Genomic DNA, 18,197 nt, shown 5'->3' with positions numbered 1-18,197 from the left:
GGCAGCGATCGGCCATGGATGAGGCCACGGAAATAACCAATCGCTGTCACGATGCCCCCTGGTTTTCCTCCAGCCATCCCTGGAACATGAGGACCGTCCACAACTGGCGCTGCCAGTTCCGCCGGCCGCTCAAGTGTTCTTCCCATGTCTTGCGGATCGGCACCGGATCGAAGTAGCCCTCGTCCCGCAACCGCCTTTCATCGAGCAATGCTTCGGCCCATTCGCGCAGCGGACCGCGCAACCAATGGTCCATCGGCAGGGCGAAGCCCATCTTCGGGCGTTCGATCAGCTCCCTCGGCACGTAGCGATGCAACACCTGCCGGAGAATCCACTTGCCCTGCCCGTCGCGGATCTTCAGGTGCAAGGGCATGCGCAGGGCGAACTCCACCACGCGATGATCCAGCATGGGCACGCGGGTCTCGAGGCTGTTGGCCATGGCGGAGCGGTCCACCTTGACGAGGATGTCGTCAGGCAGATAGCTCTGCGCGTCCATCGCCATCATCCATTGCGCCAGATCGTCGGTGCGGGGCCAGGAGGTCGGGTCGGTCAGCACGGTAATCGGCTCGGACGCACCGGCAACGACGCCTTCGGGATTTTTCCAGCAGCTGGCCAGACTGAGCAGATACGCCTGACCGGACGACAGGGTCAGTACTTCGGACAACTTGTGCGCCTTGTCACCCGCCATGGCGAGATGCCAACGACGCGGCAGCAAGGGCTTGGCCCGCTCCATCATGTGGTCCCACGCCTCGGGCGTCACGGCGCGCAGCACGCCCGCCAGGGCGCGCCGCGAGGACAGTGGCAGCCGCTGCACCCTTCCCCAGGTCGTGCGCGCAGCAAGATAACGGTTGTAGCCGCCGAACAGCTCGTCGCCACCATCGCCACTGAGCGCCACCGTCACGGTTCGACGCGCCAGCTGGCTGATCAAAAAGGTAGGTATCTGTGAGCTGTCCGCGAAAGGTTCGCAGAAGATCGACGGCAGACTTGGAATCACCGACAACGCATCGTCGGGGCGAACGTAGAGCTCGGTATGGTCCGTGCCAAGATGGTCGGCCACCGCGCGCGCGTGCATGGCCTCGTCATAGCCGCTTTCCGCGAAACCGATGGTGAAGGTCTTTACCGCACGATGGCTGCGCGCCTGCATCAGGGCCACCACGGTGCTGCTGTCGATGCCACCACTGAGAAAGGCGCCAAGCGGCACGTCGGAGAGCAGCTGCGTGCTTATGCTGTCGCCAAGCTGCTTTTCGAGCGCATCGGCAGCTTCGGTGTCCGTGCCGTCGAACGGGCTGGCGTAGCCGGAGGCGACCGCGTCGTTGTATCGCCAGTAGGACCACTGCTGTGTATCGCGCCGATCCTTCGGGCCAATGCGCAGGAGATACCCCGGGCGCAACTTGTAGATACCGTTGTAGATCGTGTGGGGTGCCGGCACGCAATCGTGGCGAAGGAACAAGGCGAGCGCATTCCGGTCGATGGCGGCATTGAACGCAGGATGGGCGCGCAATGCCTTGAGCTCCGAACCGAACAGCAAGGTGTCACCCTGCCAGCCGTAGTACAGCGGCTTCTCGCCCATGCGATCGCGCGCCAGGGTGAGCTCACGGCGCTGGCGATCCCAGAGTGCGAAGGCAAACATGCCCACGCACGACCGCAAGGTCTCCTCGACACCCCAGGCCACGAGGCAGGCCAGCAGGGTTTCGGTGTCCGAATGGCCACGCCACGCCACCGCCTCGCCCTCCCCGGCGAGACGATGGCGCAGGTCGACGTGGTTGTAGATCTCGCCATTGAACACGACGACGTAGCGCCCGCACGCCGAGTGCATGGGCTGGTGGCCTGCCGCCGACAGATCCAGTACGGAAAGCCGCTGCTGGGCCAGTGCGAGGCCCGCCCGTTCATCACACCAGACGCCGCAGTCGTCGGGCCCCCGATGCCGCAGCCGGGCCGACATCGCCTCGGCCTGCCCCCGGAGGCCATCGCCACCGTCACCCCCCATGCGCCAGAAGCCCGTGATGCCGCACATCAGCTGCCCCCTGCGCTGCGAAGCAAGGCGGCCAGCCGGGGCGCCTGCTGCCTGATGCTGTAGTGCTCCTCAACGCTCCGGCGGCCCGCGCTCCCCATGTGATGCCGCAAGGGCGGATCGGCGATCAGTCGTTGCAGGTAATCCCGCCACTCCGCGTCGTTCGAGGCGAGAAAACCATTTTCACCGTGTCGCACGATGTCGACGTTCGCGCCCACCGCCGACGCCACCACCGGCAAACCGCACGCCATGTACTGCACGATCTTGTAGCCACACTTGCCCCGCTCCCACGGGCTGTCGCGCAGCGGCATGATGCCGATATCCATCCCGGCGATGGCGCCGGCCTCGGTATCCTCAGACCACTCGACCACCTCGGGCTGCGTGACCTCGAACTGGCCGGCCACGGCTTTCTGCGCTCCGACCAGCCGGAGGCGGGCCTGGTTGCGTTCGCAGACCTTTTCCAGCAGCTCGCGGTAATCGAGCACGTAACTCTCCGTGGCGGGTGACCCGATCCAGCCGATCACGGGTTTCCCGGCACCGTCGTGCGTCGCGACGTCATACCGGTCGTCGTCGACCACCGTGGGAATGATTTCGATGCGGCGGGCACCCGCGCTCGACGCGCGCTCCGCCAGATACCCGTTGCCGACCACCACGCAAACGGCCCCACGCATCACCTGGTCGATCTTGCGCCCGAGCAGGCGCCTCACCAGCGCGCTCGACGACATGTCGTAGCGATGGAAGAGCGCATCGTCGTAGTCCACCACGTAGGGCCGCCTTGATCGAAGCAATGCCGATTCGATCCACATCGGAAGATAGGGAAACAGTTCACCCTCGAGCCAGATCAGGTCGAAATCCGCTTCCCGAAGCAGCTGCAGCAGCCGCTTTCCGCCGTACCACAATCCCCGGTATCGCGCGGATGTCGCCTTGCCGTGGTAAAGCAAGTCGAGGTACGCATCCGGAAACAGCTCGTGCGTCCGAACGTCGATGCCATGCTCCTGCAGGAGAGGCAGGTACTGCAGGCTGCGCAGCCTGGAGCTCGGGCCGCGCCGCGAATACTTTGAAAACAGCAGCACCTTTAGTCGCCTCATTTGGGCATCCGCTTAAGGATCATCGGGTAGTCCATGAACATGGCCACCAGCGGAAACACATACATCCACTGCAGCGCGAAGGCCTCGATGTACGGGTTCGTATTGGTTCCAAGGAAGGCGCAGACAAACCCGCTGAACATGAACTTGTGCTGCGGGGTGAGACGGCAGCTGAGCGCCAACTTCACCACCCACGCCACGTAGAGGAAGAACGGCAGGACATAGATGATCGTCCCCAGCAGACCCACCCTGAAGAGCGTGGCGAGCCAGACCAGCTCATAGCGCCACGGGTGGATCGAGTCGCTGATGAATCGCACGCCGATGCCGTGGCCAGAACCGAGGCCACCATTTTCGAGTATGCCCTGATACAGCGAGACGGCCATCTGCGACCGCGCGCTGCCGCCGCCCGATGCGACCTTCGTCGTCACGGCATTGATCACCACCGGCAAGCTGATCTTGGTGTAGGTCTGGAGCAGGAAGAGCACGGCGACAACTGCGATCAACAACGGCAATCCGTAGCGCACGGTACGGGTCATCACTGACGTGCGCGCGTGCCCGGCCGTCCGCGAGGAAAGGATCCAGCCAAGCACGAAACCGGTGGGCACGGAAAGAATCAGGGCGGAGCGACCGGAGGTAATCGCGCAGATCAGCAGCATCGCCAGCAGCGCGAAGCGGAACGGCCTGTGCTTGATGAGCTCCGGCGAGCTGAAGAAGCCTCCGCACAGAAAGATCATCGAACCATAGACATGCATGGTGGCGCCCGAGAATCCCTCGTTGAGATTGACGTTCGCCCCTTCGAAGAAGAAGGCGACGGCGGCGGCGCCATGCCGGAGATACAGGTAGAAGAACACGGCCACACTGAGTGCACACAGCAGGCTGAGCAGGGTGAACCAGTCGACCAGCCGACTCACGTCGAGGTACCTGCACAGGCCATTGGCGATAAGCAACCAGGCCAGTGGCGAAAGGATATAGACGGCTGCAATCTGGGCCAGCCCCATCAGTGGCGCATCATGCAGGCCGCCGACAATCAGGTAGATGACGGTGACGATGACGCTATAGAGATACAGCGTCAGCAAATTCCGGAGGCCTTGCCCCAGTCGAATGCCGGGCAAGGCCAGCATGCAAGTCAGCGCCATCATGATCGCGGTGGGGATGGGCAGCGAGTTGGGTATCACCACCGCCAGCACCAGCAGCAGGAACGCCGAAGCCAGGAAGCAGTGCCTCACTGTCAGCCGGTAGGAGCCCGCCATCGGCAGCTGCGACGGTGACGCCGAATGCATCGCGGGACGTGGCATGGGGCCTTCACCGGTGTTCATGCCAGCACCGCCTTGGACAGCCACTGGTCAAGCACCCGTGCCTGCTCGATCTTGCTGTAGGCGCCGATATCGCGCCGGTCGACCACCGTGGGTGCCGCCAGGGCCCGGCGCAGCTGCAGGGCGCCCTGCGTGCCCTGGCTGGTGAGCACGGCCTGCCCGGCCTTCGTTTCGGCAAGGATGGCCGTGGCGGCATTGCGTATCCCGGAGACGCAAACGACGTCCACGCCCACCGCAAGATACTCGAACAACTTTCCGGTGGCGCAGCTGGCGCGGGAACCCGTAAGCAGCAACAGCCGATCGCAGCGCTTCATCAGATGCAGCGCCAGGCTCCGGTCGACCGAACCCAGGGCGACGACCGGAAAACGGGCGCGCTCGAGCACCTCGCGTTCGAAGGCGGTCAGTTCCCCGACGAAGATCACCACCCTTCCTGACGATGCCCCGTGTTCGTCCGCATTCATGGCATCGACGAAGTACTCGAGGCTTTTCGATGCCGAGCCATCGCTGGCCCCGATACGACCGAAGTGGCCGACCAGCTGCCCCCCTTTCGGGGCAGCCGCCGCCAGCATCGCCTCTGCCTGCTTGCCTCGTTCCGCATCGTGATCGAGCGCGATGAAGTCCGCCGGATCGTAGCCATTGGGGAGAATCGCCACGGGCTTGTCCGGGTAGCGACGCTTGAAGTCGTCTACCAAGGGTCCGCTCACCGAGGTGATCAACCCGCGCGTACCCACGACGCGCCGCTCGATGACGCCCCGCACCAGGCCCGGCAACCAACCGGGCCGCCCCAGGGATTCGAAGACCAGGCCATCCCTGAAGTCCTGGATACAAGGCACCCCGCGCCTGTTGGACAGGCTGGCCGCTGCGATCAGCGAATCAACCGGCGAATAGGTGCCGATAGCGATGCATCGTTCACCGGCGACCAGCTTCTCGCGGCACAAACGATCCGCCTCGGAAAGCGCCGACACCAGCCACTGCCCCGTGGATAACCGGCTGCGTGCAACCAGGAACGGCAGCGTGCGGAAAAACGCAGCGGCCAGAATGGGCATGGCCGTCAGCGAGGAAGATTCACTGCCCACGCAATGCCCTGGAAGCGCGTAGACGCCCACGCCGCCGTCCTCGACATCCCGCGGGCCGGGTACCGCTTTCTCCGTGCCGCGTGCGAAGACGAACACCCGGTACTTCGCCGGATCGAGGTACTTCAACAATCCCTTGAAGCGCTGTGCCGCGATGTTGTTGGACAGATGGTGCGCGGCAAAGACAAACAAATTGATCTTGCTCACATGCTTGCCCTCGTTCTGGCAGCAGGGTCACCGGCCGGTCAAGGCACCGAGGCAACACCGCATGGGTACGCATCGCCCCGCAGGCCTCTGGGTGCCTGCCGGAGCGCGCGACCGCCGGTTAGGCCAGCCCTGGCGCTCATGAAACCGTCCCGGGCCCACTACCGGGCTCGACGGAAAAGAACTCCGACCTGATCGCCGCACGCAGCGACCGGTACATCCCCAGCCATTCGGCGCGGAAGCACCAGGCCACCACGGGCAGCAATGCCACCCACACCAGGAGCACCTGCAGCGGGTAGCCCGGCCCGAAGGCCAGCGTTGCGATGGACAGACCCACCGCCGCCGTGACAAACACGTAAAGTCGTGCGCGCGGAAAAGGCCGCCACACATGCGCCGACGCTTCGGTACGGGCGACGAAGAAGGCCAGGAACGCCACCGCGTTTGCCGCCGTCGCACCGGCCGCGCCGTATGAAGGCACCAGCAGGATGCTGCCGGCCACGTTCACCAGCAGGGCCGCGACGGTCGACCACAGCGAGAGCATGGATCGACGCGTGATGCCGATACCGACGCAAGTGATCTCCGACAGCGTGTACAGCAACGGCTGTCCGATGCAGCAGAGCATGAGGTATTTCACGGGTGCGTAGTGGGCCGGAAGCACCCACTCGGTCAGCCAGGAGAGGCTGCCGCTCAGTACCCAGATGGCACAGACGACGGCCAGCGCCTGATGCGCTATGTCATCGACGCGACGCATGTCCACGCCATTGGCCACCCATTTGTAGACCATGGGTGCCCACAGCACAGTGAAGATCGTCTGAAAGACAACGCCGACGCCGGCAAAACTCATGGACACCGAATAGATGGCCAATTCGGGAAGCGTGGAAAGGCTTCTGAGCGCGAGCGAACTGGTGGCATCCAGCCCCCAATAGGCCACGCCGGCAAAGATCAACGGAACCCCATAGCCAAGCAGATGATTCACCTGCTGTCGCGAAACGGTGGCCTTCAGCGCGGGCGACCAGTCCCGCCAGGTGTTCCAGCTGTAGATGAACAACACCGAGAGCAGCGACAGAAGATACGCTACCTCAAGCTCACCGAATGATCTCTTGAATATCGGCAAAAAGAACACGCCCATCACCACGAGAAGAATGATCTTCGGCAAGATCTGGCTCAGGGAGAAGGCAATGCCACGATCTTGCATTCGCAAAATAAGCGACAGAAACCGCGATACGAAGCTCACGACAACGCAAGCGACGAGTACCCAGTAGTACGCCACGTGGCCAACGCCAAACAGCCACTCGGCAATGCGTTCGTCAAACGGAATGCTGATCAGCACGACGGTCAGCATCAGCGCTAGACCGGGCGCAAAACATGCCTTGAGCAGGGCGCCGCGATCGCTTGATTCGTGATATTCGCGCACGTAGGCGCGATCAAGACCAAGATTGAATAGTAGTACGCCAAACGACACCGACACCTGAACCATGTTCAGTCGACCCACATCGTTCGGCGAAAAAATCCAGGCAATCGCCGGCACCGTCATCAGTCCTATGGCCGCACTGGCCACCGGCCCCATGGCGAATGCAAGGATGGTCCTGATATTCACCATGACATGCTTCCCAGTCGACCGGCGGGGCGACCTTCATGACGAGTGGAAGGCATGCGCACGGGTAACATTCAGGTCGCCCCCATGCTCAACACGTTGCTGACGAAATCGCGGTAATTCCTCGATGCGTCGAACCGCTTCTCGATCACCTGTCGCGCGTTCGCACGCAAGTCATCCCTCTCCTCCCCAAGGGCCACCCTCGCAATGGCCTTCGATATTTCACGGCCATCCGGGCTTCCACTCATCAAGGCGCCACAGCGGTCCGATACCACGTAGGAAATGCCACCGACATCCGGTGCCACCACAGGAACGCCGGTGCTCATGGCCTCCATCATGGACACCGGCGTACCTTCCGATTCACTGGTATTGACCAGGACATCGACCGGGACCTCAAGAAAAACCCGCCGGACATGCTCGTGCGGGACATACCCCCGAAATTCGAAAGACAGATTGGTGATGCCATCCAGCTTTCGCTGCGCCAGCGATCGGGTTTCTTCGAGCAACGGGCCACCGCCGACGTGCGTCCACTTCACTGCCACCCCGGGGTTGTCACGGGCAAACATCGCCAGCCCGTCGACAATGCGCCCCAGGCGCTTCACCGGCAGGCAAAACGAAACGGAGACGACGTGGACGCAGCCTGCAGGACTGGGTTGCGACAGCAGGTCGTCGAACGGTACGCCGAGCGGAATCAGTTCGAGCTTCTCCGGGAGCGCTCCATAGGTCGCCTGCATGTACGCCGCGGCATGCAACGACAGCACGAATATCCGGTCGTATCCCCGAATGAACTGCCGTTTCAGCGGCATGTATTCGCGATACCGGCGTGGCTCGTACAAGTCCACCCCGTGCACACGGGACACCACCCGCCGCACCCTGCCCCGCGCCTTCGCGAGAATGGCCGCATAGGACTGGGTATCGTTCCAGTAGCAGTAGGCCACGTCGATATCACCGTTCTTCTCGGTGTACCGCATCAGCTGACCGGCCTGCTGCAGGACCTTGGAACTGTGCAGCAAGGCGCGCAAGCCCGTACGCCAACCAAGCTTCCTGGTCCGCCACAGATGCGCCAGCTCGTTGCGGAACATGCGGTCGAACAGCGCTGCCAGCACGGCCACCAGCCGGCCGAGCAGCCGGCCCGACGTGAACGTGGTGTCGATGGCCATGCCGGCGGGTATGTCCCGCGGCACGCCGTGCGCGACCGCCGGCATCAAGGTCACATGCGCCTCGGCATGCTCCGCCCAGAAGCCGATCTCGTCATCGATGAACTGTTCGCCCGGCAGGTAGGGATAGGCGTTGGTGAGGATCACAATTCTTATCATGGGTTCGTCACCTCACCCATGAGTATGTCGACCATGCGGCGCCGGTACATGGCGTGGTCCATGTCGAATGGAACGCTCAGCTTGAAACAGGCGATCTGGGAGAGACACTCCGCCAGCACCGCCCGCCAGTTGGCCACCACTTCATCCATGGTGAGCATGGCGGTCCGCCCGGTCGCTAATGCGTTGTATTTCTCCCAATGGAGATGATCGTGGAAAATGCTGTACTCGGCGCCGACAACGGCCACGGTCATTTCCACCGCGCTGTCTGCACCCAGGTTCGACAGGCTGATGTCGGAGATGCCCTCGCGCACCACGTAGTAAAGGCGTGACGCTGGGGCGGCGACGGGTTCGATTTCCCGGTAGAGATGGTCGGGACGGATCTTCCTGCGAACGATCGCCGGATCGATCCAGTTCTTCACCCGGAAGTGGGTCCGGTCCACCCAGCCACGCCCTTCCAGGATCAGGTCACCGAGTTCATTGCCGAAACAGTCGTAGCCATAGATTTTTGGCCAGGCCATGTTGGCGTGGACCACCGAGCGCGACGAAGGCGTAGCCGACATGATGGCGATGTCATCGCAAACAAAGCCGACGCGATCGTTGCTTCTCATGGCCAGCATGGCGGCCGATTTGCCGGCACCGCCAGTGCCCGCGAGCAGGCAGGCCGCACCATCCACCGTCATGCAGGATGCATGGACGGGCGCCAGGTCGTTGAAGAAATAGGTCGACGGAACCAGCACGAACTCGTGGAGTATCTGCTCGAAGTACTCCACATCGGTGGCGTACTCCATCGACAACAACTTCTTGACGCGATGCTTGATGCCATCCCTCATCTTGAAAACAGCGTCGACCATCAGGCAACCGTTCTTCCCCCACCGCCAGGTGACGTCCACGGCGGGAAACGACGTCAGCATTCCATCCTCGAGCTTGCGGTGGAACCGGGGATTGATGGCCAGTGGCGCATCGGAAGAAACATCTTTGGAAATGCACACCTCCACCTGCGCCTCGCGGTGGCCCGCATCGGCATAGAGCGCCAGGCATTCGGCCAGCCAGACCTCATGCTCCGCCGTACCGGAGAAGGAGTAGCACTTTCCAAAGATGAGCTTTTTCATACGCCCGCCCCGGAACGCATAGTCACCTTGCGACGCCCGACAGCAGCGCGGAAGCGATGAAGTCTTGTTGAGTCGCGTCCAGATAGGGGGACATGGGCAAGCTGAGCACCTGCGCCGCCGCTTCGTCACACATGGCCAGGCGACATTCGCCGTCCATCAGCGCGGGCTGCCGGTGCAAGGGAATCGGATAGTGCACCGCGGTAGGCACCCCCGCCGCGTCGAGGTGCTTGCGCACCTCGTCCCGTCTGGGTACCCGCACTGTGTACTGCGCCCATGCGCTGGTGTTGTGATCTTCAAGGTAAGGCACGCTGACCAGGTCGGATCCGCCAAGCAGCGTGTCGTAGCGGCGCGCGACTTCCGCACGGCGTGCCATCTCGCTGTCGAGTATCTCCAGCTTGAGCAGCAGGATGGCTGCCTGCAGCGTGTCCAGCCGGCTGTTCACGCCGATGCGTGCATGGTGGTAGCGACGGTCCTGTCCGTGGCGGGCGATCTGTCGCCCGACCCGTTCAAGTTCGGTGTCGCTGGTGAATATGGCGCCACCATCGCCATAGCAACCCAGGGGCTTGCTGGGGAAGAAGCTCGTGCAGGCGATGACGCTCAGGTTGCAGCTCTTGCGCCCCTTGTAGGTAGCGCCAAAGCTCTGTGCGGCATCCTCGATGACGTGGATGCCATGCCTTTCGGCGACGTCGTGGATTGCGTCGAAGTCGGCGCACTGGCCGTAGAGCGACACGGCGATGATGGCCTTGGTCCGCGGCGACACCAGCGCCTCAAGCTGATGGACGTCAAGATTGTAAGTACACGGATCAATGTCCACGTAGACAGGCTTCGCACCCAACAGCACCACGACCTCCGCGGTGGAAATGTGGGTAAAGCCCGGCACCATCACCTCATCACCCGGCCCTATGCCCAGCGTCATCAGGGCGATCTGCAGGGCATCGGTGCCATTGGCCACCGATATGCAAAACCTGGCACCGGCGTATTCGGCCAGCTTGTCCTCGAGCTCCGCGACCTCGGGACCGAGTATGTATTGCCCGTGCGCCATCACCCGGGCAATACCCTCGTCGATACGGTCTCTGATCAGCGTTTGCTGCTGTCGAAGGTCGATGAAGTCGATCATGCGATCGCCTCCTGAGCTTCCAGAGTCCGGCCGCGCAACACATAACGCTTGCCGGAATGAACGCAGACTTCTTCAGCATGGCCTTCCAGCGGCAGGTTGAGCTGTTCGCCAAACTCGCTCATCCAGCCAACCTGCCGTGCCGGGACCCCGACCATCAGGGCATAGGCAGGCACGTCGTGGTTGACCACGGCGCCTGCACCGATGAAGGCGAACTCGCCAATGGTCACCCCACAGATGATGGTGCAATTGGCGCCCAGCGTGGCGCCCTTCCTGACCAGCGTGTCGCGGTACTCGTGCTTGCGCTCGACCATGGCTCGCGGGTTGTAGACGTTGGTGAACACCGCGCTCGGCCCGCAGAACACGCCGTCTTCCAGCGTGACATTGTCGTAGACGGAAACGTTGTTCTGGATCTTGCAGTCGTTGCCGATAACCACCTTATTGCCAACGAAAACGTTCTGCCCCAGTGAAACGTTCCGGCCGATGCGTGCCCCGCCGCATACATGCACGAAGTGCCAGATGCGGGATCCGTCGCCGATCCTTGCTCCCTCGTCGACGATCGCGGAGGGATGCTGATAGTGACTCATGCGATCTTCCTTGTCAGGAACGGATGGATGTCGCCCTCGAACGATATCGGCGTGCTGGTGCGAATCGATGCCACCGTTTCGATGGACGTGCGGCAAGCCTCCAGGCCGAACCCCCGGCCCGACAGAATTTCCGCGTAGCTGCGATCGTGCAGATCGGTGAATCCGCCGGAGAATTCGATCTCCTGGCCGTCGACGGTGATCGAACGGTAGGTGCGTTGGCCGCCGTCGCGAATCGCCGCGGGCACGTCTTCAATGTCGACCGACAGAAACCAGCGAACGCGGGCTTTTTCGTACTCGAGATAGCCCGCCGCCTTGGTTTCGCTACTCAGGTGGACCACATTGGACTGCAGCTTGCCGAAGATATGGTGCAGCATGTCGAAGAAGTGCACGCCGATATTGGTCGCTATGCCACCCGACTTCTTTGGATCACCCTTCCAGCTCTGCAGGTACCAATGGCCGCGTGATGTCACGTAGGCGAGATCCACCTCGTACTTCGTGTCCCTGCGCTCGCGCGCCACCTTATCGCGCAGCGCCACGATGGCCGGGTGCAGCCGCAGCTGCAGGATGGTATTCACCCGCCTGCCGGTCTCACGCTCGATTTCCTCGAGACCATCGATGTTCCACGGGTTCAGGACGACGGGCTTCTCGCATATGGCGTGTGCGCCGGAACGCAGGGCGAACCGCATATGTGAATCGTGAAGATAGTTTGGCGAGCAGATGGACACGTAATCGATCTGGCCGCCGTTCCTGGCGCGTCTGCGCATGTCGACATGGCGGTCGAAGCGCTCGAACTCGGTGAAGAAATCCGCGTTCGGAAAGTGACTGTCGATGATGCCGACTGAATCGTTGGGATCAAAAGCCGCCAGGAGCGCGTTGCCTGTCGCCTTGATCGCCTGCATGTGACGGGGAGCGATGTAGCCTGCGGCGCCAATCAGCGCAAAATTCTTCATGGACCTTATCCCGGTTCTGCGATGTCTTCGCGGTTATCGACGACGGTGACGGGTTCCCTGATGCCGCCGACTGGCGTGAGGCGCCGCCCTTGCCTGCCCGGCTCCCTGGAACGAAGTTGGCGTCATCGGCAGGCCACCCGGCCAGACTATGAATCGACCGTCGCGCGCCGGTGCGCGTCGAAAAGCGGGGAAGCCTGCGCGCGCAGAGGGTGGCCCCACTCATGAGGCCGCCTCGTCAAGCTCGTAATAGGCATAGGAGTAGTAGCCACTGCTCCGTTTCTCCACCGCGTTGAAGATCGCGCCCTTGATCACGACGCCATCGTGCTCGAACCGCTGCTTGGCAACGGCAAGCTCACGCGCCTGGTTGAGGCCGAAGCGCACCACCAGCAGACCCGTGCCGCAGTGATGGCCGATGACCGAGGCGTCCGTCGCCACCAGGATCGGCGGCGTATCGATGATCACCAGGTCATAGCGCGACTTCAGGTGATTGATGAGCTCCGAAAACCGGGCGTTCATCAGGAGCTCGGAGGGGTTGGGCGGCACCTTGCCCCGCGAGAGAAAGTGCAGGTTGTCCAGCGATGCCACCTTGCGGACCGCATCGCTCAGCTCCGCCTGCCCCGATATGACATCCGACAGGCCCACATCCGCCCTGCCACCGAGCACCCGGTGCAGCGAGCCCATGCGCATGTCGCCATCGATAAGCAGTACCCGCTGCCCGCTCTGCGTTACCACGGCAGCGAGGTTGGCCGCGACAAAGGTCTTGCCGGCGTTCGGACTGGCACCGGAGATCATGAGCACGTTGTTCTTCGCCTCCAGACGGGCAAAGTGCAGGCTCGTCCTCAGGCTGCGCAAGGCTTCGGTGGCGAGATCCTTGGGCGCATCCACCACCAGCATGTGTTGCCTGCCATCGCCCCGCGCCCGCCTGGCCTGCAGCGATCGTTCGCGCACGCTGACCGGGATGGTGGCGTACACGGGCAAACCGATGCGCTCGATCACGGAGGGATCTTCGATGCCGCGATTCAGCGCCTCGCGCATGAACACGTAGACCAGCGCCACAAGCCCACCGAGCATGGCTCCACCCAGCAGCACGAGGATCTTCTTCGGCCAGATGGGGTCGGTCACATCGACGGCGGCCTTGTCGATGATGCGAACGTTGCCTACCGTGCCTGCGCGGGCAATGTCGAGCTGCTGCGCCTGGTTGAGAAGACCGGTGTAGGTATCGTTGGTGACCTGCACGTCACGGTTGAGCTTCAGCAGCTCCTGCTGCGTATCGGGAAGGCTGTTCACCTTCTTGTCGATCGCGGCCTTCTGGCCCTGCAATTGCCCGATCTGTTGCATCAGCGACTTGTAGGCCGGGTGCTGCGGCGTGAACTGGCGCTGCATCTGTGCCTGCTGCAGCTGCAGCTGTTCGATGTTGGTTTCGATGGACACCGACTGATCCAGCAGGCTCTGCGTCTGCATGCTGACGTCAACCGAGTGCGCCTGGTTCTGGAAGGCGTTCAGTGCGGCGGTCGCCTTCTCCAGGTCACGCCGGACGTTGGGCAGCTGCTCTCTCACGAACTTGAGACTGCTGGCTGCTTCCGCGGAATTACGGTCGATATCCTGACGGACGTAGAGCTCGCCAACCTGCCTGAGAAATTCGGCGGCCAGTTCCGCATTCGTGTTGTTGTAGGTGAGCTGGATGATGCCGGAGTCCTTGCCGAGCTCACTGGTATTGATGGCTTTCTGGAGCTTGTTGATCACCGTAAGTTCGCGGTGGCGGATGACGCGGAAGCGCGTTCCGGGATTGGCCACGAGGGTCCACACCTGGGCGGCCACGCCATGGTCCTGCGAAAACTGTCCCACCTTACCGATCAACAGCACATTGCCATCGTCGTCCTGCAGTACGTAGGAGCCGCCTTCCCCCGCCGTCATTCTCAGCGGCTTGTCGAGCAGGCTGTCGGGAACATCCAGCTGGAAGATCTCCAGCTTCGACCCGCCCCAGTCATACCGCGACATGCCAAACGCGGGCGCCGCGAGCTTGCCTGGATTCTTGGAGGCGAAATGACGGGCGAAGAAGCTGCCAAGAATCGGAAAGCGCTTGGGCTCCGCTTCGATCTTGAGGTTGAGCTTGTCCACCGCCGCACCCACCACCATGCGCGAGGTGATCAAGGCGGATTCCGTCGTCGACTCCGAATCGGAAGCACCAAGGGTCTGGGTCAGTGCGCTCAAGCCGGGCAGGCTGGGTACCTTCTGCTCGACCTGCACTATCGATGTGGCCTGATAGATCGGCGTTGCCAGCAGAACGTACGCGATGCTGAGCACGATGAACGCAAGGACGATGAAAATGATTCGCCACTTGTGGTCATGGAGCTTGCCGATCACCTCCCGCAAGTCGATTTCGTCATCGCGCGACACGGGATCTTGGATGGTGGCTAGTTGGACGGTCATTTCGTTGCCTGGATTCTCGCCACGGAAAGGAGCCGGTTCACAGATAGCGCATCCAGCTTTCGACACCGCGCGCTATCAACTCGTGTGTATGCTCGAAGACGGGCCGCTTCTTCCGATAAGGGTCGGGTATGTCGCGCTCGTCGAGCCATTTGCCGAGCAGGTAGATTTTTCCCCGCGCTTCTGGCGAAACCTGGATCATCTCGGCGATGTGATCCTTCTCCATGCCAATCACCAGATCCGCGCCAAGCAACATCGATGGCACGAGCTGGTGAGCGCGATGCGATGAACCGTCAACGCCATCCTTTTCGTTGAGAATTTGCAGCGCCGTCGCATCCATGGGGCTGCCGATGACCGCATTGAGGCCGGCGCTTCTCACTTCAACGCCACGCAAATTCATGCGACTCTGAAACAGATACTGGGCCGTAGGGCTGCGACAGATATTGCCCCGGCACACGATCAATATCCGTTTAAACACAGTGTTTCGGGCTCCTGTGATGACATCGACCGACGTCAACGACGCCAGCCATGGGGCCCCTGTCTGATGAGGGAATCAACAACGAGCGGAATCCCAAAATTCTGCAACGCCTGGCTGTTGCGTTCCGACGATTGCCAGGTACATCGATCCGTCGAGAAGAACTAACTAACTACGATTCTTACCGTGAACCTTTGCCGAACAAGACCGGAAAAATTCCCGCATTTACCGCGCCATTCGCGTGCAGCAAGGGTTTCGCGATATCCAAGCGATTCAGTATTCATCGCTTGAACAAGCGTCAAGCCGACTCGCAAAGAGCGCAATGACCACGCTGATCATGAATGGTCTTTCGTGGCACTGACGAAACGCCTTCACCGTTTGGACACGAAGCGCTCCGTGAGCACGCACGGGTCATGAACTCGCCGCGGTGACCACGGAACCATCACTCAAGATATTCAACGTGAATGACGCGGAACGAATCGATGGGCGTCGCCACTTTCACACGCGCGTTCGTGCGGTACGCGCTCGTCCTTGGCCCGCAGCCCGATGGGTCGACGCCGACCATATGAGAGCATCACCTTGGCTACGCTCGAAGAAGCGCGGTGAGCCTTCATGTAGTGGCAACGCTCCACAGGGCTCATGTATAGCGCAGCTTCGCCGGCACTCTCTCAGCCCCAACGGGAGTACTGCGCGCATGGTGCACGCTGCGGATCATGGCGCCGCACAGGTCAGCGGGCAGTCACTTGATGCCCTTCAGCAGCCGCTGCTTGAGATAGAACAGAAGCGTGGGGTGATACCACTGCTTCGACGTGCCACCCTCGACACGAGGGTCCAGTCGTCCCTCCGCCGCGTCCTGGATTGCCGCCTGCATCAAGGGGATCGCCTTGGCCATTTGATGGATGGGATAGGTGGTGAAGTTGTCCCTGTCTTCGACATCGATGGTGGATTGATACAGAACACCGCCCGTGTCGACACCTTCGTCAACCATATGTACGGTGACACCGCAGCGTGCGCGATCATTCATGGCAAGGGCCCAATACCCCCCATGCACGCCCCGATAAGCGGGCGTGATGCCCATGTGAGTATTGATGAAAGGGGCGTCGACGGAACCCAGCAATTTCCCCGAGAGAATGCGCGTGCCGTTCACCACGATGGCATCGGGCGCCCACGTCTTGAGCAGGCGCATGACTTCGCGTCGATTGGCACTGGCTACGCGCGTGGTGACTTCGCCAGGAATCGGCGCATCATCCAGCCCGTAGCGCCGCAGAAGCTCCTGCAGCCTTGCCTGTGAGGCCTTGCCGAGCCATCGGCTGTAGGCGATGAAGGCGACCTGTCCCAAGGTGGTGAACCACCCAAGCGTCTTCATCCGGTGCCGGATCATCGTCACGGACGAAGGTTTCTCCTCCATTACCACTGCGACGATATCGCAGTTGGCACGCAAGCCGTTGTACATGAGCTTCGTGGAAAGGCCATCCCCTGCCAGAAGCACGACGCGCGGCCTATCCGGCATGCATGTGCTCCAACAGGTTGGATATTTCCCCCATGTTCAACGACTGCATGCCGTAGCGCCGCTGCAGCTGCTGGTAGTACGCAAGGATCTTGCCCAGAAAACGCTGGTTCTCTGCCACGTGCGCACCGAAATTGTGCGGATGCCACCACAGATGGAACAGACGATGATGGATCGCTGCGTGCCGCATGGCACGCTTGATGCGATGCAGTCGTAGCTCATCCATCCACGCAAACGACGGAGAGTACGGGCGAAGGAAGCGACTGGAGGGTATGTTGAACGGACGCGTCTGCGCGCATTCCTCGAAGCTGTAGGTGTTGTGCCCGGTCACGTTGAGGTAGGCATCCAGCAATCGCAGGCCGCGAACGATCGCCCCTTGCTGTTCCTGGTTTCTCGCCGTATAGAACGGCGCAGCTTCGTTGCCTCGATAGCAGCGGATCCCAAGCTCCTGCAGCAAGGATAGGTACTCAGGATTGCCCTGGTTGCGCGGAAATACCAGGCTCTGGATCTCGATGCCTCGCGCCCTGGCCGTATCGATCGCCGCGGCCATGTCGGCCCGGAACGCCTCGGCCGTCTGTCCCGGCTCCAGGCAGTAGTAGTGCGAGAACGTATGCGTCCCGATCTCCTGTCCCGTGTAGCCCCGGATCAGGTCGATCACCTCAGGTGCGAAGTGATATTGATCATCCGCGCCCCACTCGTGTTCCTCGATATAGCGATAGGGTGACAGTTTGCTGTTGCGATACGCTGGTGTATCGCTTGGCAACCGCGCACGAAGTTCGACGATATCGGTGAAAAACAGGAAACCCAACGTCGCCCAGGTGGCATGCACCCCATGGGCGTCGAACGTGTCGAGCATCTCGCTGATGGCCCGACGCTCACCACGCAGGTTCTCTTCGTAGTCCTGGATGCTGCGCTTATCGCGCACGCCCCAGTACAACTCAAGATCCAGTGAGACGGTAAATATACCTGGCATGAGGTTGCACCCATCCCTTCGATCCGACGTCTGGCCATCCAGCCGGCTATCCGGCCAGTGCCTGGCGTCAGGTTCATGTTCTGCACAAGCCCACCGCTTGCGACCAAACATGACCGATTGTTCTTGCGGAATCGTGAAGGGAGGCTGACGCGTAGGTAACGCAGGCCTCGTGCTCAAAGAGGGGCGAGATGCAGGCCATGCCCGTGTACGGCGATCCTTGATCGCTGTGACGGATCGGCGTCGGCATGACTAAAGGCATGAGTCCATAGGGCCGACCTAGAACCTCCATATGGCCAGGTTGAGGGAACGTGTCTTTTTTTGCTCGGCAACGCTGACGCGGCATTGCCTTCGCCAGCGAAGCTCACTCCACAGTCAGCTGCTTGTTTTGCCATTCGGCGAGCGGCTCACCGGCCACAGAGGATCAGCCTGCGGCGTGACTGCCGAAGAAGGAGCTGGAGAGTA

The 18,197-nt window shown here is 61.8% G+C and carries 14 protein-coding genes; all 14 read right to left on the bottom strand.

What is annotated here, in order from left to right:
* Positions 1–46: 46 nt before the first annotated feature.
* Positions 47–2,011 carry an asparagine synthase (glutamine-hydrolyzing) gene (asnB, locus tag HY57_RS11805; RefSeq protein WP_019466794.1) on the bottom strand — a complete coding sequence of 655 codons (1,965 nt, stop codon included), beginning with the start codon at positions 2,009–2,011 and terminating at the stop codon, positions 47–49.
* Positions 2,011–3,096: a glycosyltransferase family 4 protein gene (locus tag HY57_RS11800; RefSeq protein WP_026034190.1), complete on the bottom strand. Its 1,086-nt coding sequence runs from the start codon at positions 3,094–3,096 to the stop codon at positions 2,011–2,013. The genes asnB and HY57_RS11800 overlap by 1 nt, the downstream gene beginning before the upstream one ends.
* Positions 3,093–4,409 carry a hypothetical protein gene (locus HY57_RS11795; protein ID WP_019466796.1) on the bottom strand — a complete coding sequence of 439 codons (1,317 nt, stop codon included), beginning with the start codon at positions 4,407–4,409 and terminating at the stop codon, positions 3,093–3,095. Before HY57_RS11795 ends, HY57_RS11800 begins: the two co-directional genes overlap by 4 nt.
* Positions 4,406–5,686, bottom strand: coding sequence for a glycosyltransferase (locus tag HY57_RS11790; RefSeq protein WP_019466797.1), 1,281 nt, complete (start codon positions 5,684–5,686; stop codon positions 4,406–4,408). The genes HY57_RS11795 and HY57_RS11790 overlap by 4 nt, the downstream gene beginning before the upstream one ends.
* Positions 5,687–5,822: 136 nt before the next feature.
* The gene (locus HY57_RS11785; protein WP_019466798.1) at positions 5,823–7,283 is read right to left on the bottom strand and encodes a lipopolysaccharide biosynthesis protein; all 1,461 of its coding nucleotides are present in this window, start codon (positions 7,281–7,283) and stop codon (positions 5,823–5,825) included.
* A 68-nt stretch (positions 7,284–7,351) separates the two neighbouring features.
* The gene (locus tag HY57_RS11780; protein WP_019466799.1) at positions 7,352–8,581 is read right to left on the bottom strand and encodes a glycosyltransferase; all 1,230 of its coding nucleotides are present in this window, start codon (positions 8,579–8,581) and stop codon (positions 7,352–7,354) included.
* A gap of 8 nt (positions 8,582–8,589) precedes the next feature.
* Positions 8,590–9,702, bottom strand: a complete 1,113-nt coding sequence (locus HY57_RS11775) for a hypothetical protein (RefSeq protein ID WP_019466800.1) — start codon at positions 9,700–9,702, stop codon at positions 8,590–8,592.
* Positions 9,703–9,724: 22 nt separating this feature from the next.
* Entirely contained in the window at positions 9,725–10,819 is a 1,095-nt protein-coding gene (locus HY57_RS11770) for a DegT/DnrJ/EryC1/StrS family aminotransferase (protein WP_019466801.1), read from the bottom strand.
* Positions 10,816–11,403 (bottom strand): acyltransferase, encoded by a 588-nt coding sequence (locus tag HY57_RS11765; RefSeq protein WP_019466802.1) that lies wholly within the window; start codon positions 11,401–11,403, stop codon positions 10,816–10,818. Before HY57_RS11765 ends, HY57_RS11770 begins: the two co-directional genes overlap by 4 nt.
* Positions 11,400–12,353: a Gfo/Idh/MocA family oxidoreductase gene (locus tag HY57_RS11760; RefSeq protein WP_019466803.1), complete on the bottom strand. Its 954-nt coding sequence runs from the start codon at positions 12,351–12,353 to the stop codon at positions 11,400–11,402. The genes HY57_RS11765 and HY57_RS11760 overlap by 4 nt, the downstream gene beginning before the upstream one ends.
* A gap of 219 nt (positions 12,354–12,572) precedes the next feature.
* On the bottom strand, positions 12,573–14,783 hold the full coding sequence (locus HY57_RS11755; protein WP_019466804.1) for a polysaccharide biosynthesis tyrosine autokinase: 2,211 nt from the start codon (positions 14,781–14,783) through the stop codon (positions 12,573–12,575).
* Between the two features lie 37 nt (positions 14,784–14,820).
* Positions 14,821–15,237: a low molecular weight protein-tyrosine-phosphatase gene (locus HY57_RS11750; protein WP_235186557.1), complete on the bottom strand. Its 417-nt coding sequence runs from the start codon at positions 15,235–15,237 to the stop codon at positions 14,821–14,823.
* Positions 15,238–15,994: 757 nt separating this feature from the next.
* Positions 15,995–16,765: a formyltransferase family protein gene (locus HY57_RS11745; protein ID WP_019466806.1), complete on the bottom strand. Its 771-nt coding sequence runs from the start codon at positions 16,763–16,765 to the stop codon at positions 15,995–15,997.
* Positions 16,755–17,735 carry a polysaccharide deacetylase family protein gene (locus tag HY57_RS11740; RefSeq protein ID WP_026034191.1) on the bottom strand — a complete coding sequence of 327 codons (981 nt, stop codon included), beginning with the start codon at positions 17,733–17,735 and terminating at the stop codon, positions 16,755–16,757. Before HY57_RS11740 ends, HY57_RS11745 begins: the two co-directional genes overlap by 11 nt.
* Positions 17,736–18,197 lie beyond the last annotated feature (462 nt).

It is taken from the genome of Dyella japonica A8 (genome assembly GCF_000725385.1).
GTDB lineage: Bacteria > Pseudomonadota > Gammaproteobacteria > Xanthomonadales > Rhodanobacteraceae > Dyella > Dyella japonica_C.
Note: the sequence above shows the minus strand (reverse complement) of the source record. Positions and strands in the feature narration are given on the sequence as shown.

Excerpts from the sequence above, each read along its gene's own strand:
- asnB (WP_019466794.1), bottom strand. The coding sequence starts at position 2,011 with ATGTGCGGCATCACGGGCTTCTGGCGCATGGGGGGTGACGGTGGCGAT.
- HY57_RS11800 (WP_026034190.1), bottom strand. The coding sequence starts at position 3,096 with ATGAGGCGACTAAAGGTGCTGCTGTTTTCAAAGTATTCGCGGCGCGGC.
- HY57_RS11795 (WP_019466796.1), bottom strand. The coding sequence starts at position 4,409 with ATGAACACCGGTGAAGGCCCCATGCCACGTCCCGCGATGCATTCGGCG.
- HY57_RS11785 (WP_019466798.1), bottom strand. The coding sequence starts at position 7,283 with ATGGTGAATATCAGGACCATCCTTGCATTCGCCATGGGGCCGGTGGCC.
- HY57_RS11775 (WP_019466800.1), bottom strand. The coding sequence starts at position 9,702 with ATGAAAAAGCTCATCTTTGGAAAGTGCTACTCCTTCTCCGGTACGGCG.
- HY57_RS11770 (WP_019466801.1), bottom strand. The coding sequence starts at position 10,819 with ATGATCGACTTCATCGACCTTCGACAGCAGCAAACGCTGATCAGAGAC.
- HY57_RS11765 (WP_019466802.1), bottom strand. The coding sequence starts at position 11,403 with ATGAGTCACTATCAGCATCCCTCCGCGATCGTCGACGAGGGAGCAAGG.
- HY57_RS11760 (WP_019466803.1), bottom strand. The coding sequence starts at position 12,353 with ATGAAGAATTTTGCGCTGATTGGCGCCGCAGGCTACATCGCTCCCCGT.
- HY57_RS11755 (WP_019466804.1), bottom strand. The coding sequence starts at position 14,783 with ATGACCGTCCAACTAGCCACCATCCAAGATCCCGTGTCGCGCGATGAC.
- HY57_RS11745 (WP_019466806.1), bottom strand. The coding sequence starts at position 16,765 with ATGCCGGATAGGCCGCGCGTCGTGCTTCTGGCAGGGGATGGCCTTTCC.
- HY57_RS11740 (WP_026034191.1), bottom strand. The coding sequence starts at position 17,735 with ATGCCAGGTATATTTACCGTCTCACTGGATCTTGAGTTGTACTGGGGC.